We start from the raw sequence: 23809 nt of genomic DNA, 5'->3' as shown, positions 1-23809 counted from the left end.
ACCCGACCCCGGACGTGCCGATGCCCAATCTCTGGCTGTTCCTGCTGACCTCGGTGGCGATCACGCTTGCCCCGGGGCCGGACAACATGCAGGTCATCGCGCGAGGCATTGCGCAGGGCCGCCGCGCGGGACTGGCCGCGGCCGCGGGGTTTACGTCCGGTTGCCTTTTCCACACGAGCGTCGCCGCAGTCGGCCTGGCCGCCGTGCTGCGTTCGTCGCCGTGGGCCTTCGAGGGGATCAAGCTGGCGGGGGCGGCCTATCTGATCTGGATCGGCATCAAGGCGTTGCGCGCGCGCGGTGCCCTGGCGCTGGCCAACGAGGCCGCACCGCAACCGCTCTCGGCCGTCTTCCGCCAAAGCGTGCTGGCGAACATGCTCAATCCCAAGGTCACGTTGTTCTTCCTGGTGTTCCTGCCGCAGTTCGTGAGCGCCGACACCGCCCATCCCGGCGCGCAGATGCTGTTGCTCGGCCTCGTGTTCATGGCGCAGACGATTGTCGTGTTCAGCGCATACGGATGGTTTGCGGGCGTGCTGGGTACGTGGCTCAAGCGACGCCCCGGTACAGGGCGCTGGCTCGACCGTGCCGCCGGCGCCATCTTCATCGGCCTGGGCCTGCGTGTCGCGTTTCAGGCGTAGGGCACATCCGCGCACCGGCATGGCCGGCATCGGCCGCACCGATGCCTCTCAAGAATTCGTAGTCCAACCGACATTGCCAGATCATGCTTGCCGAACAACGCCAACAGTACGTGCTTGAACAACTTGCCAAAACCGGGGCGCTCGCGATCAGCGATCTGGTGCGTGAGCTGGGCGTCTCGCGAGAGACCGTGCGTCGCGACCTCAACACGCTTGCCGCGCGAGGGTTGCTGCTTATGACGCACGGCGGCGCGCTGGCCGCCGACCGCAGCGAGCCCGACTGGACGCTGCGCGAGAACGTGAACGCCGTGGGCAAGCGCGCCATCGGCATGCGCGCGGCGGAACTGGTGCCCGATGGGGCGTCGGTGATCATCGACTACGGCACGACGACACGGGCGGTAGCGCAGGCGCTGCTTGCCAAGCACCGGTTGCGCATCTACACGAACGACTGGCAGATCGCGCGGCTGCTGGGCCGTCATCACGATAACCAGGTGACGTTGCTCGGCGGCGAGTTGCAGGACAACGAAGACGCCGTGCAGGGCTGGGACGCCATCAACCAGATCTCGCAATACCATGCCGACTTTGCGTTCATCGGCGTGGGCGGCGTGACCGAGGACGGTGGCATCACCGACTTCAACCGCGCGGCCGCCGAGCTTCGGGCGCGTATGTTGCTGTGCGCGAACATCGCGGCCGTGGTGGCGGACCATACCAAGTTCGGTCGTGTGACGCCCGTGCGTATCCGCCATTTCGAAGCGGCCCGTTATCTCATCAGCGACGCCGCGCCGCACAAGAGCATGCTGGCGCAATTGCGCGCGCGCGGCCCGGAACTCCTTATCGCGTGACCGGGCACGCTCACATCGCGTCGACGGGCCGATGGGCGTGCGCGCCCACACAGCACACCAGTACCTCCGCCGGTTGCTTCCCGGTGCTCAGGTACACGTGGCCAACCGAGCTGTCGAAGTACAGACTGTCGCCCGGCTTCAGTTGGAACGTCGCGCCGGTCTCGAACCGCAGTTCGAGCGACCCCTTGAGCAGAAACACGAACTCTTCGCCGCTGTGGCGAATGTAGTCGGGGAAGTCGGAGAGCTTGCGTGCCCGTACCAGGCCGCGCATCGGCACCATGCGCTTGCCCGTCAGCTCGTTGGCGAGCATGCGATATTCGTAGTTGGGCGTGTCGTAGACCATTTGATGGTCCGATGCCGTGAAGGTCGGCACAAGCGGGCTCGTCGCCTCGAGCGGCGCACGTTCGAACAGCGCGTCGAAGCCGACTTCCAGCGCCTGGGCTAGCGCCGCGAACTTGTCGTACGTCAGTGCGATGTCGCCACGCTCGGCCTTCGAGATGGTCGACACGGCGATGCCGGAGCGCGACGACAAATTCATCAACGTCAATTTTTTCGCTTTACGCGCGTCGCGCAGTCGCGCGCCAATCGCCTTGCGATCGAATTGCGGCAACGACTCGGCGGGGGCGAGCGCCTTGCGCGCGGGGGATCTGGCCATCCTCGGTCTCTCTTATCGAACTACGGGTTTTATCGTATACGAGAATTATATTTTTCTCATATATGATAACTCGCATGCAGAATCGATCCTGAAGGAGCCGTCGCCGTGTTAACGCTTGCCATGGAAAAAGCTGGGTTATCGAGGCCCAAAGTCATCGCTGCGACGACGCTGGGTACGGCATTGGCGTTTTACGACTTCACGATTTACAGCGTCTTTGCGATTCAGATCGGGCAGCTTTTCTTCCCGTCGGCATCGCCTGTGAACCAGTTCTTGTTGTCGATCGGCGTCTTCGGCTTCAGACCGTCGCCGGGGCTGGTGCCCAACGCACGGCGCCTGCTCGGATGGATGCCCATTTCCGTTGTCGGTCCAATGGGGCGCGATGTCGAGGAAGCCGCGCTGCAACTCGCGGCGACGGCTGGCTTCTCATCCGGCGACCCGCTCGCCTACGATATCGACGCGCCCGGCTTCACGGCGTTGCCACGCCCCGATCTGGTGACGCTTGCGCAGGCGAACCCGGCGCTCAAGTCAATCGTCACCCATCCGCCGATCTTCGATTCGGCGAGCGAGAATCCATCCGGAATGTCATCCGTTTAACGCCAGAGAGCCTGTCATGTCCAATGAAATCACAAGATTGCAAACCAACGCGCGCATGAGCCAGATCGTCGTCGCGAATGGCGTCGTCTACCTGGCGGGACAAGTCCCCGACACGGCCGGCGCTTCGATCACCGTGCAAACCAACGAAGTGCTGACGCGCATCGACGCGCTGCTCGCCGCAGCGGGGATCGACAAGACGCGCCTTGTCACCGCGAACATCTGGCTCAGCGACCCGAAGCACTTTGACGAATTCAACGCGGCATGGGAGGCATGGGTGCCCTCGGGCCATGCGCCGACACGCGCCTGCGTGCAGGCCTTGCTGATGAAATCCGGGCTGGATGTCGAAGTCGCCGTGACCGCGCTTGCGTGACGTGACCGTCATGAAATTCGATACGCTCGTCCTCGGTGGGGGCATGGTCGGCGTCTGCGTCGCCGTGCACCTGCAGCAGCGTGGGCTCGCCGTCGCGCTGGTCGACCGCAAGGCGCCGGGCAACGAGACGTCGTTCGGCAATGCCGGGCTGATCCAGCGCGAGGGTGTCTATCCTTATGCGCTTCCCCGCGATCTCGCCACGCTCATGCGTTATGCGCGCAATCGCTCGCCCGACGTACGCTATCACGCGCGCGCCATGCCGAAGGTGCTTCCTTTCTTGTGCCGGTATTGGTATCACTCGCGCGCGGACCGTCACGCGGCCATCGCCCGCTCGTACTCGACGTTGATCGAGCATTGCGTCGACGAGCATCGCGCATTGGTCGAGGCCTCGGGGGCTCAGGCACTGCTGCGCAAGGGCGGCTGGCTCAAGGCGTTTCGCAGCGCGCGCAAGCAGGAAGCGGAGTTGCGCGTGGCGGAGCAATGGCGATCCGAGTATGGCGTCGCCTTCGAGTCGCTCGATGCCGGGCAACTGCGGCGCGACGAGCCGTCGCTGGGGCCCGCGCTGATTGGCGCACTGCGCTACACCGATGCGGACTCCGTGAGCGATCCCAATGCGCTGGTCACCGCCTATGCACGCTACTTCGAAACGCTGGGCGGACGAATCTTCATCGGTGACGCGACGACGCTCGCGCCGGAGTGGGGTGTCGACACCGAGGCAGGCCGCATCGATGCGCATTCCGCCGTAGTCGCGCTGGGCCCGTGGTCGGATGTCGTCACGGCACGGCTGGGCTATCGACTGCCGCTGGCGGTCAAGCGCGGTTATCACATGCATTACGCCGCGCGGGAAGGCGCGCGCCTGAAGCAGCCGGTGCTCGATGCCGAGGTCGGCTACATGATGACGCCCATGACGCGCGGCATTCGCCTCACGACAGGGGCCGAACTCGCTTGCCGCGACGCGCCCCCCACGCCCGTGCAACTCGATGCCATCGAGCCTTTCGCGCGCGAGGTGTTTCCGCTGGGCCAGCGGCTGGACGCGCAACCTTGGCTCGGCTGTCGTCCGTGCACGCCGGACATGATGCCTGTGATCGGGCCCGCGAATCGGCACAGGAACTTGTGGTTTGCGTTCGGACACGCGCATCATGGATTGACACTCGGCCCCATCACCGGGCGTTTGCTCGCCGAGATGATGGTCGGGGCGGATCCGATCGCGGATCCCCATCCGTTCCGTGCCGATCGATTCCGTTGTTGATCGCGTCCGTGCCCCCTGCCTGTGCCTGTGCTCGACAGGGGCGTGTGTTCGTGGTCACACGATCGTCTTCGCTCGCTGCTCGGATTGTCGAAGCGGCACCTCCCCCGGAAATATGTAGACAACATCGGCGCTCGTCCCCGAGGCCGATGATGTCGCACCTCACCTGGCGCGGCTTCGGGGCCGGCGCGTCGGTGCGTGCCGGCGCGCCGAAAGCGTTGTCAACTCATTGACCCGATAAGCGTTTTCGACGTCCATCAAAAAGCGCTTCGATTGTCACCGTCTTGTCATCGCCGCTTTCTAGACTGCGATCACTTTTGGCACAAATTGCCACAAAACAGCTAGTCGAGCGATGCGGGCGACGCGCTCCCTCTCCAGGGCGCGGTTATCGGGAAAGCATCGGATCCGGCCGGCGAGTCGATTGACAGGTGATCCGTGGACGAAGCGATTCGAATCGAGCGACTGACCAAGACTTTCGGGGGCGGCCGCCGTGCGCTCGACGAGGTGGCGCTCAACGTCATGCCGGGCGAAATGGTCGCCCTGATCGGGGCGTCGGGCTCGGGCAAGTCGACGCTGATGCGTCACATGGCGGGCTTTGTGGCCGCCGATCCGCAACCGGGCGGCATCGAGATTCTCGGTCGCCCGATTCAGCGCGACGGCCGCATCGTGCGCGAGGTGCGCCAGATTCGTCGCGACATCGGCTTCGTCTTTCAGCAGTTCAACCTGGTGGGCCGCATGCCGGTGATCACCAATGTGCTGACGGGCCTGCTCGCACGCGTGCCGGTGTGGCGCAGCCTGCTGTTCCGTTTCACGCCGGCGGAGCGTCAGGCGGCGCTGGCGGCGCTCGCCGAAGTCGGCATCGCCGATCTGGCGTTCCAGCGCGCCAGCACGCTTTCGGGCGGTCAGCAGCAGCGTGCAGCGTTGGCGCGCACGCTGGTGCAGGGCGCCAGGATCATTCTCGCGGACGAACCGATTGCGTCGCTCGATCCGGAGTCGGCGCGCAAGGTGATGGACATGCTCGCGCGCATGAACCGCGACCACAAACTGACGGTCGTCGTCTCGCTGCACCAGGTCGATGTCGCCATGCGCTATTGCGCGCGAACCGTCGCCTTGCATCAGGGGCGCGTGGTGTATGACGGCCCGTCGTCGGCGCTCACGCCCGACCTGCTGCGCCGCCTTTATGGCGTGCAGGCGAGCGAGCTGCTCAACGAAAACAGTGAAGACACCGAACACGCCGATGCCTCCCCGCGCGCGGTCAGCCCTGAGCCGGCCGACGCGCAAGCCGCTTTCCTCACCTCGATGTCCCTCAGCCTGACCTGACCAGGAGCTTGCTCTCATGAAACTTTGGAAAACCCTGCTGGCCGGCGCGGCCATGATCGCTTCGGTCGCTTCCGTGGCCACCGCGCACGCGCAGGAAATCAACTTCGGCATTATCTCGACCGACTCGAGCGCGGCACTGCGCCAGCGTTGGCAGCCGCTGATCGACGACATGGAGAAGCAAACGGGCATCAAGGTGACGCCGTTCTTCGCCACCGACTATGCCGGCGTGATCGAAGGCATGCGCTTCAACAAGGTGCAGCTCGCCTGGCTGGGCAACAAGGCCGCGATGGAAGCCGTGGATCGCTCGCAAGGCGAAGTCTTCGCGAAGATCATGTACGCCGATGGCACCGAAGGCTACTACTCGCTGTTGATCGCGAACAAGGCGAGCCCATACAAGACGCTCGACGACGTGATCAAGAACGGCAAGAAGATCAACTTCGGCCTGGGCGACCCGACCTCGACGTCAGGCACGTTGGTGCCGGGCTACTACGTGTTCGCGAAGCACAACATCGATCCGCGCACGTACTTCAAGAGCGCGCGCAGCTCAAATCACGGCGCCAACCTCATGGCCGTGCTAAACCATCAGGTCGACGTGGCGACCAACAACACCGAAGAGATTGCCAAGCTCGAGGCGACGCAGCCGGAGAAGGCCAAGCAGGTGCAGGTGGTCTGGAAGTCGCCGCTGATTCCGTCGGATCCGCTGGTGTGGCGCAAGGACCTGCCGGAAGCGACGAAGAAGAAGATTCGCGACTTCTTCCTCGCCTATGGCAAGGACGCGCATGAGAAGGAAGTGCTGAAGAACATCTACAACTACGGCGGCTTCCGTGCCTCGACCGACGCGCAACTGCTGCCGATCCGCCAGCTCGAGCTGTTCAAGCAAAAGCAGCAGATCACGTCGGATGCCAACCTCGATGCGGCCAAGAAGCAATCGCAACTGACCGACATCGACGCCAAGCTCGCCGCGCTCGATCAGGAAATGAGCAAGACGAAGTAAGCGCCCGATCGTCAGGGCGTGCAATGACACGATGTCACCGGGCAGCACGCGTGCGTTGTCTGGTGATCGATGGCGGCGGGCCGCTTTGCCTGGCCCGCCGTGATTTCCGCGGTTCGATTTTTCGCCGGTCGATGCTGCACCGGCAAGCCTTGTGGTACACGACATGAACTCCAGCGCATCCCTCACTGCCAATGGCCGTCTGCCCGGCGAGCCGCCCAAGCGTTCGTGGCTGACGTTGATCGGCTGGGGGGCGTTCTTCCTGATTCTGGTGTGGTCGTGGGGCGGCGCGGATATGCGCCCGCTCGATCTGATTCGCGATTCCGGCAACATGCGCCAGTTCGCGCACGATTTCTTCCCGCCCGATTTTCGCGACTGGCGCGTGTATGTGCACGAGATGCTCGTGACAATCCACATCGCCGTTTGGGGAACGGTGCTCGCCGTGGTGTGCTCGATTCCGATGGGATTGCTCTCGGCGTCGAACATGGTGCCGGCGTGGGTGTATCAGCCGGTGCGTCGCGTGATGGATGCCTGCCGCGCGATCAACGAGATGGTCTTCGCGATGCTCTTCATCGTGGCGGTGGGGCTGGGCCCGTTCGCCGGGGTGCTGGCGTTGTGGGTGCATACGACGGGCACGCTCTCGAAGCTGTTCGCCGAAGCGGTCGAAGCGATCGATCCGCGTCCGGTCGAAGGCGTGCGGGCCACCGGGGCGCGCGCGATCGACGAAATTCTGTACGGCGTGCTGCCGCAGGTCATGCCGCTGTGGATCTCGTACACGCTGTATCGCTTTGAGTCGAATGTGCGTTCGGCGTCGGTGGTCGGCATGGTGGGCGCGGGCGGTATTGGTGTGGTGCTCTACGAGGTGATCCGCAGCTTCGAGTACGCGCAGACGTGTGCCGTGATGCTCATCATGATCGTTGTCGTCACGTGCATCGACGTGTTCTCGGCCCGCGTGCGCAAGCACGTGATCTGATCGCTCGGTCACGGCCGACGAAGCAAACCACAAAGGGCACTTCGGTGCCCTTCATCGTTTCCTGTCGACATCCGGTTGGCGTTGGCGGGCTCCGTGCGGCCGACAGGTCGTTCGCATCTCGTCGGGCGTAGTATTGCAATTATTGTCGTTTTTTTGCAAAATATTGCAAATAGCGCGCGCTTTGCGTAATCTGGCCGCATCGCACAAGACAGTGCCCGCGACGTGACGCCGTTCTCGGCGCGGGCCCAATCCGGAGCCTCCCCATGTCCTCAGCCATGCCCACTCATGCCCGCGTTGTCATTGTCGGCGGCGGCATCGTCGGCTGTTCGGTCGCCTATCACCTTGCCAAACTCGGTTGGACGGACGTTGTCCTGTTGGAGCAGGGGCAGTTGTCGTGCGGCACGACATGGCACGCGGCGGGGCTGGTCGGCCAATTGCGCTCGCAGGAGAGCATGACGAAGCTCATCCGCTATTCGACGAAGCTCTACAGCGAGCTCGAAGCGCAGACGGGGCTCGGTACAGGCTGGAAGGCCTGCGGGTCGTTGTCGGTAGCGCGCACGCCTGAGCGCATGACGCAGCTCAAGCGCACGGCGGCGGCGGCGCGCGCCTATGGCGTGCAATGCGACGTCATCTCGCCGCGTGAAGCCGGCGAACTCTGGCCGGTGATGCGCACCGACGATCTCATCGGTGCGGTCTGGTTGCCGGGCGATGGCAAGGCCAACCCGACGGATCTCACGCAGGCGCTCGCTCGCGGGGCGCGCCGTCATGGCGTGCGTATCGCAGAGAACACACGCATCACGGCGATTCACACGGCGTCGCCCGGCGGCATCCGCACGGCGGCGGGGGTGTCGTGGCGCAACAAGGACGGCGAGAGCGGGCGCATCGACGCGGAGATCGTCGTGAACTGCGCCGGGCAGTGGGCCAAGGCCGTGGGGCGCCTGTGCGACGTCAACGTGCCGCTGCACTCGGCCCAGCACTATTACATCGTGACGGAGCGTATCGCGGGGGTGCATCCCGATCTGCCGGTCATGCGCGACCCCGACGGCTACATCTATTTCAAGGAGGAAGTCGGCGGTCTCGTGATGGGCGGCTTCGAGCCGAACGCCAAGCCGTGGGGCATGAACGGCATTCCCGAGAATTTCGAATTCCAACTGCTGCCCGACGACTGGGACCAGTTCGAGATCCTCATGGAAAACGCGCTGATGCGCGTGCCCGCGCTCGAGACGGCCCAGATCCGGCAGTTCTACAATGGTCCCGAGTCGTTCACGCCGGACAACAACTTCATGCTCGGCGAAGCGCCCGAGCTGCGCAATTTCTATGTCGGCGCGGGCTTCAACTCGATGGGCATTGCCTCGGCGGGCGGAGCCGGCATGGCGCTCGCCGAGTGGATCGTCGAGGGCGAGCCGACGATGGACCTCTGGCCCGTCGACATTCGCCGCTTTGCGCGATTCAACGGCAACGACACCTGGCTGCACGATCGCGTGAAAGAGACGCTTGGCCTGCACTACGCCATGCCCTGGCCGAATCGCGAACTGGACACGGCGCGGCCGTTCCGTCGCTCACCCCTGTACGCGACGCTGCTCGCCAAAGGCGCCTGCTTCGGCAGCAAGATGGGCTGGGAGCGGCCGAACTTTTTCGCGCCGTCGCCCGCGCAGGCGACGATCGACTACGACTTTGGTCAGCAGAACTGGCACGCGTGGAGTGCCGCCGAGCATCGCGCGTGCCGCGAGGCCGTCGCGCTGTTCGACATGAGTTCCTTCTCGAAGCTGCTGATCAAGGGCCGCGACGCCGAGCGCGTGTTGCAAGCGCTGTGCACCAACGACGTGGCCGTGCCGCCCGGGCGCACGGTCTACACCGGCATGCTCAATGCGCGCGGCGGCTACGAATCGGACGTCACGCTCACGCGTCTCGCGCCCGATCAGTATCTGATGGTCACCGGCTCGGCGCAGGCCACGCGCGACATGGACTATCTGGAACGCCGTATTGCCAGCCTGCCCGACGATCCGCGCTGTACGGTCGTCGACGTCACCGGGCAGTACGCGGTACTGGCGCTCATGGGACCGCATTCGCGCGCGCTGTTGCAGCAGGTGTCGCGGGCCGACTTTTCCAACGAGGCGTTTGCCTTCGGCACGAGCCGCGACATCGATCTCGGCTACGCCACGGTGCGCGCCACGCGCCTGACCTACGTCGGCGAACTCGGCTGGGAACTGTATGTGCCCGTCGAATTCGCGGTGGATGTCTATGACACGCTGCACGCGGCGGGCGCCGCCTTCGGATTGAAGGATGCGGGCTACTACGCCATCGACTCGCTGCGCATCGAGAAGGGCTATCGTGCCTGGGGACGAGAGCTGACACCGGACACGAATCCGGCGCAAGCGGGGCTGATGTTCGCGTGCAAGCTGGCGAGCGATCACCCGTTCACCGGACGCGCGGCCGTCGAGCAGGCGAGGTCGACGGGCGTACGCCGCAGGCTCGTAAGCGTGGCGCTCGACGGCGCGCGCGACCGGATGCTTTGGGGCGGCGAAGCGTTGCTGCGCAACGGCCAGCCGGTCGGGTTCCTGTCATCGGCCGCGTATGGTCACATGATCGATGCCCCCGTCGGGCTCGCGTATCTGACGAATCCCGACGGCGTCGTGTCCGCCGAGTACGTCGAGACGGGGCGCTATCAGGTCGATCTGGCCGGCGAGCGAATCGATGCCCGGGTGCAACTGCGCGCGCTGTACGACCCGACGGGTGAGCGTGTGAGAGCCTGAGCGCGCGAGCCCGTCGCGGCAGGTTGCCGCCGCGACGTCGGTCGCCCCGACGCTGGAGACAGGCGGATTCGCCGCCGCTTCTGTAAAATGCCGCTTTTGCCTCGATTTCGCGCGCCTCCGATGGGGGCGCGTCCGGTCTCTGACGTATGTCTTTTGCTTGTATTGCGGCGGCGCGCCGCTTCGACGACACGGCGCATCTGCCGCTTGTGATCGGTTCGCAGCGTTATGGGTGGATTCGCCGTCGCGACGCCGAGTCGCTGTGCCGTTGGCCTGACGTATTCGAGATCAGCTCGCTCGCCGTCCGTATTCATCCGCGCCACGATACGTGCGAAGCGCGCACGGCGGCGCTGGCGCCGGTGATCGAAGCGCTGGCGGCCGAGGGGCTCATCACGGGCTGGCGCAACGAGCGCTACGCCATCCGGCAACGGCTGTACGACGCGCCGCTCGCCTGGATCGAACGCGCGGCGTCGCGCTTTTTCGGCACGCGCACGTTCGCCGTGCATGTGAACGGATACGTGCCGGCCCGCTTCGTCGGCGAAGCGCCGACGCTATGGATTGCGCGGCGCAGTGTGCTCAAGGCGACCGATCCCGGTTGTCTCGACAACACGGCGGCTGGCGGCATCGGCAACGGGATCGGCGTGGGCGACACGCTCGTCAAGGAGTGCTGGGAAGAGGCCGGCATCCCGGCCCATCTCGTGAACGACGCGCGGCCCGGTCGCACGCTGCATATCCTTGCGGAAATTCCGGAGGGCGTGCAGTCCGAGCAGATCTTCGTCTACGATCTCGCGCTGCCGCGCGGCTTCGTGCCCGAGAACCAGGACGGCGAGGCGAGCGCGCACTGGCTGTGCTCGGCCGGCGACGTGCGCGAGGTGATCGCCGACGGCAAGATGACAGTCGATGCGAGCCTGGCCAGCCTCGATTTCCTGCTGCGCGAGGGCGCCATTCGCGCGAAGGACTGCGCCGGGATCGAGGCGTTGTTCAAGCCGGCGGACGAATGATCGCGGCACGCGAGCGCACCGCCATCGACCCCCATTTCAACACTGCAACGACACTGCAAGCCTTTGCCCAGGAGCAATCATGGCACCGATCGAAAATAGCTACATCCTGAAGTTGTCCTGCCCGGACCGTCCCGGCATCGTCCACGCAGTGGCCGGTTTCCTGGTCGAGCGCGGCGGCAACATTCTCGACTCGGCCCAGTTCAACGATCGCTTCACGGGCGGCTTCTTTATGCGCGTGCATTTCCAGCAACTGCCGGGCCAGAGCGATCTGGCCGCGTTGCAGCGCGACTTCGCCCCGCTCGCCGTGCAGTACGAAATGCAGTGGGAACTGGTCGACGCCGCGATCAAGCCGCGCGTCATGCTCATGGTCTCGAAGATCGGTCACTGCCTGAATGATCTGTTGTTTCGTTACAAGACCGGCCAGCTCAACATCGAAATCCCGGCGATCGTCTCGAACCACAAGGATTTCTATCAACTGGCGGCGAGCTACAACATTCCGTTCCATTACCTGCCGCTCATGAATGCGACGCCGGAATCGAAGGCGGCGCAGGAAGCCAAGGTGTATGAACTGGTGCAGGACAACGACGTCGATCTCGTGGTCCTCGCGCGCTACATGCAGGTGCTCTCCAGCGACCTGTGCGAAAAGCTCGCGGGGCGCGCGATCAACATTCACCACTCGTTCCTGCCGAGCTTCAAGGGCGCGAAGCCCTACTATCAGGCGTTCGACCGTGGCGTGAAGCTGATCGGGGCGACGGCGCACTACGTGACGTCGGACCTCGACGAAGGCCCGATCATCGAGCAGGAAGTCGAGCGCGTGGATCACACGATGGACCCGGAGCAACTGACCGCGATCGGGCGCGACGTGGAATGTGTGGCGCTGGCGCGCGCCGTGCGCTATCACGCCGAGCATCGCATTCTGCTCAACGGCCACAAGACCGTGATCTTCCGCTAAGCGACGCGGTTGGACGCGCCAGGCGAGGCACCCAACGTCAAACGCCGAACGCCGAACGTCCAACGTCAATCGCCCGGACCGCGAGGTGCCGGGCGTTGTCGTTTCGGGACGCTGAACGACCGAGCGAACCCGCCGACGAACCGTCGGGCGAAGTGCTAGGTGCGCCGCGCCAGCTCACTGCCGGCATCGCGCGCAAGCCGTGCAATCGATAGCGTCGAACTCACCGCAATCAGCCCCACCACCAGGAACGCCCACGGGAAGTCGACGTCGATCACATGATCGCGCCCGTGCAGCCACGACGACGTCTGCAATACGGCGGCGCCGATGGTGATGCCCAGTGTGAGCGACACCTGTTGCGCGACGCTCGCCAGGCTCGTCGCTTGACTCATGCGCTGCGCCGGCACGTCCGCGTATGAAATGGCGTTCAGGCTCGTGAACTGCAACGAGCGGAAGCATCCACCGAACAGCAGCGTGCCGAGAATGACGAGATGCGACGTCTGTGCGGTAAACAACCCATAGCCGCCGAGCGTCGCCGACGCGACCAACGCGTTCGTCATCAGCACGCGGCGAAAACCCCAGCGTTGCAGAATGCGCAGCGAGAGCGTCTTCATGAACATCGCGCCCGCTGCCGAGATGAACGTGAGCGCGCCCGATTCCATCGGCGTCATCCCGAAACCCAGTTGGAGCATGAGTGGCAGCAGGAAGGGGGTTGCGCCGACGCCAATGCGAAACAGCGTGCCGCCCGCGACACCTGCGCGGAACGTGGGGATGCGAAAGAGGTCGAGCCGCAGCAGCGGATGCGCGAGCCCCTTCGCGTGACGCAGGTAGGCCACGAGCAACGCCGCGCCGATGGCGACGAGTCCCAGCGCGAGCGACACGGGGATCAGATGGCGGCCGATGGTGGACAACCCCAGCATCAGAATCGAGAGTCCGAGGCCCGACAGCACGAAGCCCCGGAGGTCGAGCGGCGGCACGTCGTCCTCATAAAGATCGGGAATGTACTTCGTTGCAAGGACGAAGCCGAGCACACCGATGGGGATGTTGATATAGAAGATCCAGCGCCAATGCCAGTAGGTGGTGATGAAGCCGCCGAGCGGCGGGCCGAGCACCGGGCCGACCAGCGCGGGGATCGTGAGGTAGTTGAGCGCGCGCACCATGTCGCGCTTTTCCACGGACTTGAGCAGGGCGAGGCGTCCCACCGGCACCATCATCGCGCCGCCCATGCCCTGGATGAAGCGCGCGATGACCAGTTCGGGGAGCGTGCTCGAGATGCCGCAGCAGATCGAGCCGAGCACGAACACGCCGATGGCGGTGCGAAAGACATTGCGCGTGCCGAAGCGATCGGCAATCCATCCGCTGATCGGAATGAAGACCGCAAGGCTGATGAGATAGGTCGTGAGCGCGAGCTTGAGCGTGATCGGGCTCTCGCCGAGATCCTGCGCAATCAGCGGCAACGAGGTGGACAACACGGTCGAATCCATGTTTTCCATGAACAGCGCGCAGGCAACGATCAGTGGAACGAGCATGAGGCATGACGTTGCCGTCGCGGCAACCGGATAAGCAAACGAAGAACGACTTGACACACAAGCGGCAGTGCGTCGGCGGGGGCAATCGATAACACGGCGGCGCGCCGGTCATGGTAGGCGCGATGACGGCGCAGTGAGCGTTATAGCAAACTTCCCCGCGGTTCGTGCGGATCGCATGCAGCGCCAGGCCTCATGCGGGTTTTCACGGAGCTGGCGCCGCACGGCATCGTTTTGAAGGGCGGAATGTGGTGTCGAAGTGCAATACGTCATTGTGTCTGATGAAACACATGACGGGCCGTTGCATGCTGACGGCGGCACGAGCACCGGCGATGAAGCCAGCGATGCCACCGATGACGACGCCGGCATCGCTGCCCACGTCGGCGTTCTTGTTTATCGCGACGTCAGGAAGTCACGCAGGACATCGAGGTGCGTGCGCGCGTCCTCCTCGTCGAGTCGGTGGGCCGCCGTGAGCAACGAGACCGGGCCTTCGCTCAAGCGCGTGCGCAGGTCCGCGAGGGTGGCGTTGTCCTCGGCGTCGAGTGCGGCCAGCTCGTCGAGATAGCGTTGGCGGAACTCGTCGAACGCCTCGGGATGCTGGTGAAACCACTGGCGCAGCGGCGTGCTGGGGGTGACGTCCTTGGCCCAGAAGTCGATCTGGGCCTTGACCTTGGCGAGACCGCGCGGCCAGAGGCGATCGGCGAGCACGCGTTGGCCGTCGGCGGCATTGGGGGCGTCATAGACACGCTTGAAGCGAATCTCGGGGAGTTTGGCGCCGCGCTTGCGAGCAGGGCTGGTTTTGGCCGGCGGGACGGCATCGGGCGTTTTCGACGACGGCATGAGAGACGACCTCGGAGCGTGAGAGCGCAAGTGCTCGATACGCGAGAGCTTACCCGAGGCGCCTGAGACAGGCGAGTCCCGCCCGTGTTCGGCGACGCCTTGCCGCGTCGCCGAAGCCAGAGGCCGTCGAGAACGTCACGCGCTGCGCGTTCCCTCCGACTACGACAACCCCTTCACGCAGCGCGTGTGAGCGGTGCGACGTGCCGAATGCCGAGCGACGCCAGCGACTGCCCGATGGCCGTGACGACGTTGCGCATCTCGTTGTCGTCGATCGCGCCGATGCAGCCCACGCGGAACGTGTCGATCTGCGTGAGCTTGCCCGGATAGAGGATGTAGCCGCGCTCGCGCACTGCCGCATAGAACGCCTTGAAGTCATACTTGCTGTCGGCGGGCGCATGGAACGTCACGATCACCGGCGCCTGGATCTCCGGTTCGAGGAACGGCCGGAAGCGCAGCGAGGCCATTCCGTCGACGAGTGTTCGGCAGTTCTTGCGGTAGCGTTCGCCGCGAATCGGCTGTCCCCCCTCCGCGAGGAATTGATCGACGGCCGCGCGCAGGGCGGCGACCACGTGCGTCGGCGGGGTGAAGCGCCATTGCGTGGTCTTCTGCATGTACGTGTACTGATCGTGGAGGTCCATCGCCAGCGAATGGCTGTTGCCGCCGCTCGCTTCGAGCACTGACCGCTTCGCGATCACGAACCCCATGCCCGGTACCCCTTCGAGGCATTTGCCGCTCGCGGCGACCAGCGCGTCGAACGGCGTCGTCCGCACGTCGATGTCCACCGCGCCGAACGAACTCATGGCATCGACGATGAGCCCCTTGCCGTGCTTCTGGCACACGCGTGCGATCTCGCCGAGCGGATTGAGCACTCCCGCGCCGGTTTCCAGGTGCACCTGCGCGACGTGCGTGATCGACGGATCGCGCGTGAGCGCCTCGTCGATGGCGGTCGCACTGGCCGCCTGATCTTCCGGAATGGGCAGGGCGACGGCGTCGCGCCCGAGATAACGGCAGATCTTGAGCAGGCGCTGGCAGTACGCGCCGTTGTCCGGCACGAGAATGCGCGCGTCGCGGGGCGTGAGCGTGCCGATGGCCGCTTCGACGGAGAACGTGCCCGAGCCTTGCATCGGCACGCAGACATGTGTGTCGCCACCGTGCACGATGTCCACGAGATCGCGGCACAGCGACGCGGTGATGTGGTTGAACTGGGCATCCCACGAGCCCCAGTCGCGCAGCATGGCGTGCCGGGTCGCCGGCGACGTGGTGAGCGGGCCGGGGGTAAGCAGAATGGGTTCCTGACCGAGAATCATGACCGCCTCCTATCAAGCGGGAAAACGAACTGCGTCTGTGAAGCACCTCGGTGAGGTGGATTGTTGCATATTAGTGGCAAATTATGTCATTTTATTGAAATCATTGATGCATTGTCATCTCTTTGAAAAAATCCTCAAATAGCATGGAAATCATTGATTAAGATGATGTTTTTTTGTCGGTTACCGCTGCGCCACGTGCCTGTTTTGCGATGCCATCGGAAAATGATGGACGCGATTTGTTGACAATCTACAAATCGATGTGATTGAATATCAAAAAGCAAAAATAATCACGTAATGCAACAAATTGCCGCGAGCATGGGCGAAAGCGATTGGTGCCTTTGCGGGATGGCGTCACGTGGTGCCGCCAGCGTTCAGAGAGAAGGAAGACCGGTATGAACCCGAAACCCACGTCGCCCACGGCGATCGAGTTGTTGCAGAGCCAGTCGCTGACCACGCTTGTTCAGCACGAGATCGAGCGCCAGATCATGGCGGGCACGCTCATGCCCGGCACCAAACTCAACGAGATCGAGGTGGCTGGCCGATTGGGCGTGTCGCGCGGTCCCGTGCGCGAAGCGTTTCGTGCGCTGGAAGAAGCGGGGTTGCTGCGCACCGAGAAGCATCGCGGCGTGTTCGTGCGCGTCATCTCGCTGGAAGAGGCCGAAGAGATCTACACGTTGCGCGGCGTGCTCGACGAGTACGTGGCGCGCACGCTGGCCGAGACGATCACGTCGGAACAACTCACGCGCCTGCGCGAATCCGTCGAGGCGATGCACGTCGCGGTGGAGGCGGGGGACAGCGAGGCCTACTACCGGTTGAACCTGGCATTTCACGACACCCTCGTCGAGATGGTCGGCAATCGCAAGTTGCTCGAGACCTACCGGCGTCTGGTCAAGGAATTGAGCCTGTTCCGCCACGAAGCATTGACGGGCGATACGTCCGCGCCGCCGAAATCTGAGCGCGAGCATCGCGACATCGTGAGCGCGATTGCGTCGCGCGATCCGGCGCTTGCGGCGCAAGTCACGCGCGAGCATTTGTCGCGCGGCCGCGAGCGCATCCGTGAGGCGCTTGCGCGAGCACCCGGCGGCGCCGTGCAGGCGAAGGCTGGCTGAAGAACAGTGAACGGTTTGTCTTGTTGAATACCCGGCCGCCGGGTGTGTGCCGCCCCCAGGGCGACACCGGCGGCACTCAATCGAGTTGCTCTTGAGGAGACCCGACGTGAACCCGCCCGTACAGATCGAAGTGAACGGCCGCCAATACCGGTTGCCGCAACAGCCGACCGTCATTGTCTGCGTTGACGGCTGCCAGTTCGAATATCTTGAAGCCGCCGCCGCTGCCGGCGTGGCGCCGTACCTGAAGCATCTGCTTGCCGATGGCGCGGTATTCCAGGGCGACTGCGTCGTGCCGTCGTTCACCAACCCGAACAACCTGTCGATCGTGACCGGCGCGCCCCCCGCCGTGCATGGCATCTGCGGCAACTACTTCTACGACCCGTCCGCCGACGGCGGTCGCGGCGCGGAAGTCATGATGAACGACCCCGCCTATCTGCGCGCGGGCACGGTGCTCGCGGCGGCCGCCGATGCGGGGGCGAGCGTGGCGGTCGTGACGGCGAAGGACAAGCTGCGCAAGTTGCTCGGCCACCGCATGAAGGGCATCTGCTTCTCGTCGGAGAAGGCCGATCAGGTCACGCTCGCCGAGAACGGCATCGACGATGTGCTGGGTCTCGTCGGCATGCCGGTGCCCGATGTCTACAGCGCGGCGCTCTCCGAGTTCGTGTTCGCCGCCGGCGTGCGCCTGCTGGAGACGCGTCAGGTCGACCTGATGTATCTCTCGACGACCGACTACGTCCAGCACAAGTGGGCGCCAGGCACGCAGGGCGCGAACGCCTTCTACGCGATGATGGACAAGTACCTGCGCCGCATGGACGAATTGGGCGCGGTGATCGGGCTGACGGCCGACCATGGCATGAATGCCAAGCACGATCCGGCGACCGGGCGGCCCAACGTCATCTATTTGCAGGATCTGCTCGACGACTGGCTCGGCAAGGGCGTGGAAGCGGGCGGCGCACGCGTGATTCTGCCGATTACCGATCCGTACGTGGTGCATCACGGGGCGCTTGGTTCGTTTGCCACGATCTATCTACCGCCCGACGGGGATCGCGACGCGCTGCGTCAGCGCATCGCCGCGTTGCCCGGCATCGAGGTCGTGCTGAACAACGCCGAGGCATGCGCGCGCTTCGAGCTGCCGCCCGATCGCGTGGGTGACCTGGTGGTCGTGAGCGATCAGTCGGTCGTGTTGGGCACGAGCGCCAGCCGGCACGACCTGACCGGGCTCACGGTGCCGCTGCGCTCGCACGGCGGAATCTCGGAGCAGACGGTGCCGTTGCTGTTCAACCGCAAGACCGACGGCATTCCGGGCAAGACGCGGTTGCGCAACTTCGACATTCTCGACGTGGCACTCAATCACGTCTGACGCGGTACGGCAACGCCTTTGCCTTTTGAGCCCTCGGCGCGCAACCCAGACCGTTTGCGTCGCCGGCTCCGTTCCGTTGGATACGCTGTGGAGAACCCCATGAACGCGCCGCACAAGCTGCATCCCGAGTTCCGTGCCGAAGCCCTTCGCATCGGCGGCGAGAAAGTGACCCGCGATCGGATCATCGAAATCTTCAATCCCTACTCGGGCGACCTGGTCGGGACCGTGCCGAAGGCCTCGATCGACGACGTGCGCCGCGCGTTCTCGATCGCGAAGCAGTATCGCTCGACCCTCACGCGCTTCGAGCGCGCCAACATTCTCGACAAGGCCGCTGCGCTGCTGCGCGAGCGCACCGCCGAAGCGGCGGCGATCATCACGATGGAGTCGGGGCTGTGCAAGAAAGACGCCGTCTATGAAATCGGTCGCGTGGCCGACGTGCTCGGTTTCGCCGCGGGCGAAGCGCTCAAGGACGACGGGCAGGCCTTCTCGTGCGATCTCACGCCGCATGGCAAGAAGCGCCGGGTCGTCACGCAGCGCGAGCCGCTGCTCGGGGCGATCTCGGCCATCACGCCATTCAATCACCCGATGAATCAGGTGGCGCACAAGGTGGCACCGTCGATTGCGACCAACAACCGCATGGTGCTCAAGCCGTCGGAGAAGGTGCCGCTCTCCGCCTATTACCTGGCCGACACGCTTTACGAAGCGGGGTTGCCGCCGGAGATGCTGCAAGTCGTGACCGGCGACCCGATGGAGATTGCCGACGAACTGATCACCAATGAGAACATCGACATGATCACCTTCACGGGCGGCGTGTCGATCGGCAAGTACATCGCGTCGAAGGCGGGCTATCGCCGCATCGTACTTGAACTCGGTGGAAACGATCCGTTGATCGTGATGGAGGACGCCGATCTCGATCGCGCGTCCGATCTGGCGGTGCAGGGCTCGTACAAGAACTCGGGCCAGCGCTGCACGGCCGTCAAGCGGATGCTCGTGCATCGCGACATCGCGGCGCAGTTCACCGACCTCGTGGTGGAAAAAACGCGTGCATGGCAATACGGCGATCCGGCCGACGGCGCGAACGACATGGGCACCGTCATCGACGAGGCGGCGGCCCGGCTGTTCGAAGCGCGCGTGAACGAGGCCGTGTCGCAAGGCGCGCGCTTGCTCGTGGGCAACCGGCGCGAGGGCGCATTGTACTCGCCGACCGTCATCGACCGTGTCGATCCGAAGATGACCGTGGTGCGTGAAGAAACCTTCGGGCCGGTGTCGCCGATCCTGACGTTCGGCAGCATCGACGAAGCCATCGCGATGTCAAATGGCACGGCATTCGGTCTGTCGTCGGGCGTGTGCACGAATCGCCTCGATTACGTGACGCGCTTCACCAACGAGCTGCAGGTCGGAACGGTCAATGTCTGGGAAGTGCCGGGCTATCGTATCGAGCTGACACCGTTTGGCGGCATCAAGGACTCGGGCCTCGGCTACAAGGAGGGGGTGCAGGAGGCGATGAAGAGCTTCACCAACACCAAAACCTTTACGCTGCCGTGGGGTATCTGAGGCAGAGAGTCAAGCTGACAAGGGCCAGCCCAGGGATCGACCGACGGGCACGGAATGCGGTGTTTTCCGGTGACTCGACTCAGGCTGTGCCCCTTGCGCAACAAGGCTTGGCGGAATCGCAGCAAAAATTGTGACAAATTGATGACACGATTGTTGCGCTGGTCGTTTTGGTGTACGGTGTACCGATTGGGGATACGCATGACGCGTGAACTTCATACGCATCCCGACGCCAGTGTTGGACTGACGCGGGATGCCGGTTTGGCAAACCAGTGCGCGCGTCATGTGGGCGGCGCGAGGCGCTGCCCGTCCCGTTGACAACAAGATCACGGAACACTGGCATGCTGACACTCCTCAACCTTCTTTCCGGCGTCGCGATGCTGATCTGGGGTACGCACATCGTGCGTACCGGGGTCCTGCGCGTCTACGGCGCCGATCTGCGGCGCATTCTGTCGCACAGCATTTCGAATCGATTCCTCGCGTTTGCGGCGGGCGTGCTCGTCACAGGGCTGGTGCAAAGCAGCAACGCAACGGCGCTCATCGTCTCGTCGTTCGGCGCACAGGGGCTGATTGCGCTCGCGCCCGCACTGTCGATCATGCTCGGGGCGGACGTCGGCACGGCGCTCATGGCGCGAATCTTGACGTTCGATCTGCACTGGCTCTCGCCGTTGCTGATCTTCTTCGGCGTTGTCTTCTTCCTGTCGCGCAAGCAGACGCGCGCCGGCCAGATCGGCCGCGTGGCCATCGGGCTCGGGCTGATCGTGCTGGCGCTGCAACTGATCGTGAGCGCGACCACGCCGATGACTGAAGCGGCGGGCGTCAAGGTGCTGTTCGGGTCGTTGACCGGCGACGTGATGCTCGACACGTTGATCGGCGCCATGTTCGCCATGGTGTCGTATTCGAGTCTGGCGGCGGTGCTGTTGACGGCGACGCTGGCGTCGTCGGGCGTGATTTCGCTCAAGGTGGCCTTGTGCCTCGTAATCGGCGCGAATCTGGGTAGCGGCATGCTCGCGATGCTCACGTCGGCCGGGCAGAACGCGGCGGGCCGCCGCGTGGTCTTCGGCAGCCTCGTTTTCAAGCTGATCGGCTGTCTGATCGTGCTGCCGTTCGTCGACTATGCGCCGGCGCTGGTGAGCTGGCTCTCGGATGCCCCCGCGCAAGCCGTCGTCAACTTCCACGTGCTCTACAACCTGGTGCGTTGCGTGGTATTTCTCGCCTTCACCGAGCCGATGGCGCGCCTGTGTGTGCGTCTGCTCTCGGAGCGTCCGGAGGCGGACGGCGTGATGCGTCCCCGTCACCTGGATGAGAGCGCGCTGGAGATGCCGTCGGTGGCGCTGTCCAATGCGACGCGCGAGACGCTGCGCATGGGCGACATCGTCGAGCAGATGCTCAACGGGTTGCTCGACGTCATTCGCAGCAACGACGTGGCGCGGGCGCGCGAGACGCGCCGGCTCGACGACGACGTCGACCACCTCTACACGGCGGTGAAGATGTACCTGACCCGCGTGTCGCGCGAGAACCTGAGCGAGCAGGACAGTCGCCGCTGGACAGACATCATCTCGCTCACGATCAATCTGGAGCACGCGGGCGACATCATCGAGCGCATGGTGACGGAGGTCGAGGAGAAGAAGATCTCGCACAAGCTGTCGTTCTCCGAAGCCGGGTTGCAGGAAATCTGCGACATGCATGCGCGGCTGGTGACGAACCTGCAACTGGGGCTGTCGGTGTTCCTGAACACGGACCTGCGCAGTGCGCAGCGGCTCATGGCCGAGAAGGAGAGCTTTCGCGATCTGGAGCGTGCCTATTCATACACGCACCTGAACCGTCTGGCGGGCCAGTCGGTGCAGAGTATCGAGACGAGTTCGCTGCACCTGGACATCATCAGCGATATGAAGCGCTTGAACTCGCTGTTCTGCTCGACCGCATATCCGGTGCTCGACGATGCCGGTGCGCTGCGCAAGAGCCGCATGCGGGACAAACCGAAGGATGGCAAGGACGCCAGGGATGCCGGGGAGCTCAGGGATGTGAAGGCACCCAAGGCGCCCAGGGATTCAAAGGCGTCGGCGCTGTCGGTGCTGGCCGATGTCGCGACGGCCGCCGCCAATGTTCGCGACGACAACGAGAGTTCACACGATGGCCCTGAGCCTGCCGGACATCCGCACCCTGTTCGATAACTTCGGTTCGCTTGCCTACAGCGGCGAGCCGGTCACGCAATTGGAGCATGCGCTGCAAAGCGCGGCATTGGCCGAACAGGAGGGCGCCGATGCGTCGCTCGTCGCCGCCAGTTTCCTGCACGACCTCGGTCATTTGCTCAACCTCCAGGGCGAGACGCCTTCCGCGCGCGGCATCGACGATCTGCACCAATACTTCGCCCTGCCGTTCCTGCGCCCGTTGTTCAGCGACGCAGTGCTCGATCCCATTCGTCTGCACGTGGATGCCAAGCGCTGCCTGTGCGCGGTCGACCCCGAGTATTTCGGCAAACTCTCGGCCGATTCGGTGCGCAGTCTGGCGTTGCAGGGCGGGGCGTTCAGCGACGACGAGGCAACGGCGTTCCTGGCGCGTGAGCATGCCGAGGCGGCACTGCGGCTGCGTCGATGGGACGACCGGGCGAAGGTTGTCGGCATGCCGACACCGTCGCTCGATCACTATATGACATTGCTGGAGCGGGTAACGCTTCAGTGAGGCAGGCGGGCGCGCCAGCCGGCAGGCAGCAGCTTCAGGACGGCCGCGCGCGACGGGTGCCAGAAGGCCGACAGCAGCAACAGGGCGCCGCCGACCACGACGGCGACCATTGCCAACGCGTGCGTGTTCTCCGAGCTTACGAGAAGGTTCAGCATTGCCGTAATCACGTACAGCAGCGACGACATCATCAGGGCACGGCGGTCGATCGCGAGCGAAATACCGGTCAGCAATACGAAGAATGCGATGGCGGCGACGGCGTGATCCGGCATGAGTGCCCAGAAGATCGGATGCGTGACCATGCAGGCGGCGAGCAGATGCAGCCAGAAGGCGACATCCGAGCGGAAGGTCGTGCGCTTCGGGTCGCGGGCGTCCCATCGCAATGCCCAGACGAAGATGGCGAGACCGCCGACGATGGTCACGGCGCGCATGGCGTCGATGAGGTTCTCGCCGAGAATCACAACGAAGAGCCAGGTCAGGCAAACCACGGCGCCGATGCCCATGGCGAGGGTGACCGGCACCCGGAAGCGTCGCCAGTACAACACCGTGCCGACGCCGATGCCGGCATAGCTTGCGAACAGCGACAACAGGACATGGGCGCCCAGCGCGAGTCCTTGCGCCTCGGTCGGGATGGCTTCGCCCGTGCCAAATCCGGGCGCGGCGGCTTGTATGCCGATGAACCCGACGCTCGCAAACGAGGCGATGAAACCGAAACAATAGAAGAGCGCGGGGAGTGCCATGCGACGGCGCCGCACGAAGACCTCCGACAGTCCCCAGTAGAGCGCCGCGCAGACCAGCACCGTGAGCCACGGCGGAAGCGAGTGTGTCAGCCACGCCGTGCCGAACATGAGCAGCGCCGACGCGACGACGACGAAAACGTCGTTGAAGCTGGTAATGAGCCGCATTGGCTCGTCATCGATACGTTGGTGTGGTTGGGGTAGCGTCGTGTCGGTCGCGGTAGGCTGCGGCGGAGTCGAGAAATCAGGAGGTGTCATGGCGGGATGGTCGTCGGCGTTCGTGGCCCAAAGTGTATCCGTGGGACGAATCTGTACGCGCGAAAATCCTGGGATATTTCGCAAATCGTTACTACGCTTTGGAAAATGGACACACTACC

The 23809-nt window shown here is 64.3% G+C and carries 20 protein-coding genes and 1 pseudogene; 16 read left to right on the top strand and 5 right to left on the bottom strand.

Translation table 11 applies throughout. The features are described 5' to 3' along the window. Nucleotides 1-20 precede the first annotated feature (20 nt). A complete protein-coding gene (locus PEP31012_RS05910) occupies nucleotides 21-635 on the top strand; it encodes a LysE family translocator (RefSeq protein WP_150588402.1) in 615 nt (204 codons plus the stop codon). 83 nt (nucleotides 636-718) lie between these two features. After that, a complete protein-coding gene (locus tag PEP31012_RS05905; protein WP_150588401.1) occupies nucleotides 719-1474 on the top strand; it encodes a DeoR/GlpR family DNA-binding transcription regulator in 756 nt (251 codons plus the stop codon). Nucleotides 1475-1484: 10 nt separating this feature from the next. Here the strand turns inward: PEP31012_RS05905 and PEP31012_RS05900 are convergent, their stop codons facing one another. Next, the gene (locus PEP31012_RS05900) at nucleotides 1485-2129 is read right to left on the bottom strand and encodes a helix-turn-helix domain-containing protein (protein WP_150588400.1); all 645 of its coding nucleotides are present in this window, start codon (nucleotides 2127-2129) and stop codon (nucleotides 1485-1487) included. Between the two features lie 105 nt (nucleotides 2130-2234). On the opposite strand from PEP31012_RS05900, the pseudogene PEP31012_RS24230 reads away from it, so the two are divergent. The 9 genes and pseudogenes from PEP31012_RS24230 to purU all read left to right on the top strand — a co-directional run. After that, nucleotides 2235-2630 (top strand): annotated as a pseudogene (locus tag PEP31012_RS24230) (hypothetical protein); the annotation flags it as partial. Between the two features lie 109 nt (nucleotides 2631-2739). After that, entirely contained in the window at nucleotides 2740-3093 is a 354-nt protein-coding gene (locus tag PEP31012_RS05890; RefSeq protein ID WP_150588399.1) for a RidA family protein, read from the top strand. 10 nt (nucleotides 3094-3103) lie between these two features. Continuing rightward, complete coding sequence (locus PEP31012_RS05885; RefSeq protein WP_150588398.1) at nucleotides 3104-4342, top strand: NAD(P)/FAD-dependent oxidoreductase; 1239 nt, start codon at nucleotides 3104-3106, stop codon at nucleotides 4340-4342. A 432-nt stretch (nucleotides 4343-4774) separates the two neighbouring features. Then, nucleotides 4775-5659: a phosphonate ABC transporter ATP-binding protein gene (gene phnC / locus PEP31012_RS05880; RefSeq protein ID WP_150588397.1), complete on the top strand. Its 885-nt coding sequence runs from the start codon at nucleotides 4775-4777 to the stop codon at nucleotides 5657-5659. Between the two features lie 16 nt (nucleotides 5660-5675). Beyond that, nucleotides 5676-6653: a phosphonate ABC transporter substrate-binding protein gene (gene phnD, locus PEP31012_RS05875; RefSeq protein WP_150588396.1), complete on the top strand. Its 978-nt coding sequence runs from the start codon at nucleotides 5676-5678 to the stop codon at nucleotides 6651-6653. A gap of 163 nt (nucleotides 6654-6816) precedes the next feature. Further along, complete coding sequence (phnE, locus tag PEP31012_RS05870; RefSeq protein ID WP_150588395.1) at nucleotides 6817-7623, top strand: phosphonate ABC transporter, permease protein PhnE; 807 nt, start codon at nucleotides 6817-6819, stop codon at nucleotides 7621-7623. A gap of 263 nt (nucleotides 7624-7886) precedes the next feature. Continuing rightward, nucleotides 7887-10376 carry a GcvT family protein gene (locus PEP31012_RS05865; RefSeq protein ID WP_150588394.1) on the top strand — a complete coding sequence of 830 codons (2490 nt, stop codon included), beginning with the start codon at nucleotides 7887-7889 and terminating at the stop codon, nucleotides 10374-10376. A 146-nt stretch (nucleotides 10377-10522) separates the two neighbouring features. Next, entirely contained in the window at nucleotides 10523-11374 is an 852-nt protein-coding gene (locus PEP31012_RS05860; protein WP_150588393.1) for an NUDIX hydrolase, read from the top strand. A gap of 79 nt (nucleotides 11375-11453) precedes the next feature. Beyond that, nucleotides 11454-12326, top strand: coding sequence for a formyltetrahydrofolate deformylase (purU, locus tag PEP31012_RS05855; RefSeq protein WP_150588392.1), 873 nt, complete (start codon nucleotides 11454-11456; stop codon nucleotides 12324-12326). 155 nt (nucleotides 12327-12481) lie between these two features. On the opposite strand, the gene PEP31012_RS05850 is transcribed toward purU, so the two are convergent. The 3 genes from PEP31012_RS05850 to PEP31012_RS05840 form a co-directional block, all read right to left on the bottom strand. Then, complete coding sequence (locus PEP31012_RS05850; RefSeq protein WP_150588391.1) at nucleotides 12482-13852, bottom strand: MFS transporter; 1371 nt, start codon at nucleotides 13850-13852, stop codon at nucleotides 12482-12484. Nucleotides 13853-14242: 390 nt separating this feature from the next. Further along, the gene (locus tag PEP31012_RS05845) at nucleotides 14243-14689 is read right to left on the bottom strand and encodes a DUF488 domain-containing protein (RefSeq protein ID WP_150588390.1); all 447 of its coding nucleotides are present in this window, start codon (nucleotides 14687-14689) and stop codon (nucleotides 14243-14245) included. A gap of 173 nt (nucleotides 14690-14862) precedes the next feature. Continuing rightward, entirely contained in the window at nucleotides 14863-15996 is a 1134-nt protein-coding gene (locus PEP31012_RS05840; RefSeq protein ID WP_150588389.1) for a 2-aminoethylphosphonate--pyruvate transaminase, read from the bottom strand. A gap of 392 nt (nucleotides 15997-16388) precedes the next feature. Between PEP31012_RS05840 and PEP31012_RS05835 the strand changes: the two genes are divergently transcribed. The 5 genes from PEP31012_RS05835 to PEP31012_RS05815 all read left to right on the top strand — a co-directional run bounded on the left by PEP31012_RS05835 (nucleotide 16389) and on the right by PEP31012_RS05815 (nucleotide 22698). Beyond that, nucleotides 16389-17105: a phosphonate utilization associated transcriptional regulator gene (locus PEP31012_RS05835; RefSeq protein WP_150588388.1), complete on the top strand. Its 717-nt coding sequence runs from the start codon at nucleotides 16389-16391 to the stop codon at nucleotides 17103-17105. 106 nt (nucleotides 17106-17211) lie between these two features. Continuing rightward, complete coding sequence (phnA, locus tag PEP31012_RS05830) at nucleotides 17212-18465, top strand: phosphonoacetate hydrolase (protein WP_150588387.1); 1254 nt, start codon at nucleotides 17212-17214, stop codon at nucleotides 18463-18465. Between the two features lie 99 nt (nucleotides 18466-18564). Beyond that, a complete protein-coding gene (gene phnY, locus PEP31012_RS05825; RefSeq protein WP_150588386.1) occupies nucleotides 18565-20019 on the top strand; it encodes a phosphonoacetaldehyde dehydrogenase in 1455 nt (484 codons plus the stop codon). A gap of 338 nt (nucleotides 20020-20357) precedes the next feature. After that, on the top strand, nucleotides 20358-22190 hold the full coding sequence (locus tag PEP31012_RS05820) for a Na/Pi cotransporter family protein (RefSeq protein WP_150588385.1): 1833 nt from the start codon (nucleotides 20358-20360) through the stop codon (nucleotides 22188-22190). Further along, nucleotides 22150-22698, top strand: coding sequence for a phosphonate degradation HD-domain oxygenase (locus tag PEP31012_RS05815; protein WP_150588384.1), 549 nt, complete (start codon nucleotides 22150-22152; stop codon nucleotides 22696-22698). Before PEP31012_RS05820 ends, PEP31012_RS05815 begins: the two co-directional genes overlap by 41 nt. Here the strand turns inward: PEP31012_RS05815 and PEP31012_RS05810 are convergent. Continuing rightward, nucleotides 22692-23600 carry a hypothetical protein gene (locus PEP31012_RS05810; RefSeq protein ID WP_150588383.1) on the bottom strand — a complete coding sequence of 303 codons (909 nt, stop codon included), beginning with the start codon at nucleotides 23598-23600 and terminating at the stop codon, nucleotides 22692-22694. The genes PEP31012_RS05815 and PEP31012_RS05810 overlap by 7 nt on opposite strands. Nucleotides 23601-23809 lie beyond the last annotated feature (209 nt).

The organism is Pandoraea eparura (assembly GCF_902459725.1).
GTDB lineage: Bacteria > Pseudomonadota > Gammaproteobacteria > Burkholderiales > Burkholderiaceae > Pandoraea > Pandoraea eparura.
The sequence above is the reverse complement of the archived record's forward strand: the minus strand, read 5'-3'. Positions and strand labels throughout refer to the sequence as shown.

Excerpts from the sequence above, each read along its gene's own strand:
- PEP31012_RS05910 (WP_150588402.1), top strand. The coding sequence starts at position 21 with ATGCCCAATCTCTGGCTGTTCCTGCTGACCTCGGTGGCGATCACGCTT.
- PEP31012_RS05905 (WP_150588401.1), top strand. The coding sequence starts at position 719 with ATGCTTGCCGAACAACGCCAACAGTACGTGCTTGAACAACTTGCCAAA.
- PEP31012_RS05900 (WP_150588400.1), bottom strand. The coding sequence starts at position 2,129 with ATGGCCAGATCCCCCGCGCGCAAGGCGCTCGCCCCCGCCGAGTCGTTG.
- PEP31012_RS05890 (WP_150588399.1), top strand. The coding sequence starts at position 2,740 with ATGTCCAATGAAATCACAAGATTGCAAACCAACGCGCGCATGAGCCAG.
- PEP31012_RS05885 (WP_150588398.1), top strand. The coding sequence starts at position 3,104 with ATGAAATTCGATACGCTCGTCCTCGGTGGGGGCATGGTCGGCGTCTGC.
- phnD (WP_150588396.1), top strand. The coding sequence starts at position 5,676 with ATGAAACTTTGGAAAACCCTGCTGGCCGGCGCGGCCATGATCGCTTCG.
- phnE (WP_150588395.1), top strand. The coding sequence starts at position 6,817 with ATGAACTCCAGCGCATCCCTCACTGCCAATGGCCGTCTGCCCGGCGAG.
- PEP31012_RS05865 (WP_150588394.1), top strand. The coding sequence starts at position 7,887 with ATGTCCTCAGCCATGCCCACTCATGCCCGCGTTGTCATTGTCGGCGGC.
- PEP31012_RS05860 (WP_150588393.1), top strand. The coding sequence starts at position 10,523 with ATGTCTTTTGCTTGTATTGCGGCGGCGCGCCGCTTCGACGACACGGCG.
- purU (WP_150588392.1), top strand. The coding sequence starts at position 11,454 with ATGGCACCGATCGAAAATAGCTACATCCTGAAGTTGTCCTGCCCGGAC.
- PEP31012_RS05850 (WP_150588391.1), bottom strand. The coding sequence starts at position 13,852 with ATGCTCGTTCCACTGATCGTTGCCTGCGCGCTGTTCATGGAAAACATG.
- PEP31012_RS05845 (WP_150588390.1), bottom strand. The coding sequence starts at position 14,689 with ATGCCGTCGTCGAAAACGCCCGATGCCGTCCCGCCGGCCAAAACCAGC.
- PEP31012_RS05840 (WP_150588389.1), bottom strand. The coding sequence starts at position 15,996 with ATGATTCTCGGTCAGGAACCCATTCTGCTTACCCCCGGCCCGCTCACC.
- PEP31012_RS05835 (WP_150588388.1), top strand. The coding sequence starts at position 16,389 with ATGAACCCGAAACCCACGTCGCCCACGGCGATCGAGTTGTTGCAGAGC.
- phnY (WP_150588386.1), top strand. The coding sequence starts at position 18,565 with ATGAACGCGCCGCACAAGCTGCATCCCGAGTTCCGTGCCGAAGCCCTT.
- PEP31012_RS05820 (WP_150588385.1), top strand. The coding sequence starts at position 20,358 with ATGCTGACACTCCTCAACCTTCTTTCCGGCGTCGCGATGCTGATCTGG.
- PEP31012_RS05815 (WP_150588384.1), top strand. The coding sequence starts at position 22,150 with ATGGCCCTGAGCCTGCCGGACATCCGCACCCTGTTCGATAACTTCGGT.
- PEP31012_RS05810 (WP_150588383.1), bottom strand. The coding sequence starts at position 23,600 with ATGCGGCTCATTACCAGCTTCAACGACGTTTTCGTCGTCGTCGCGTCG.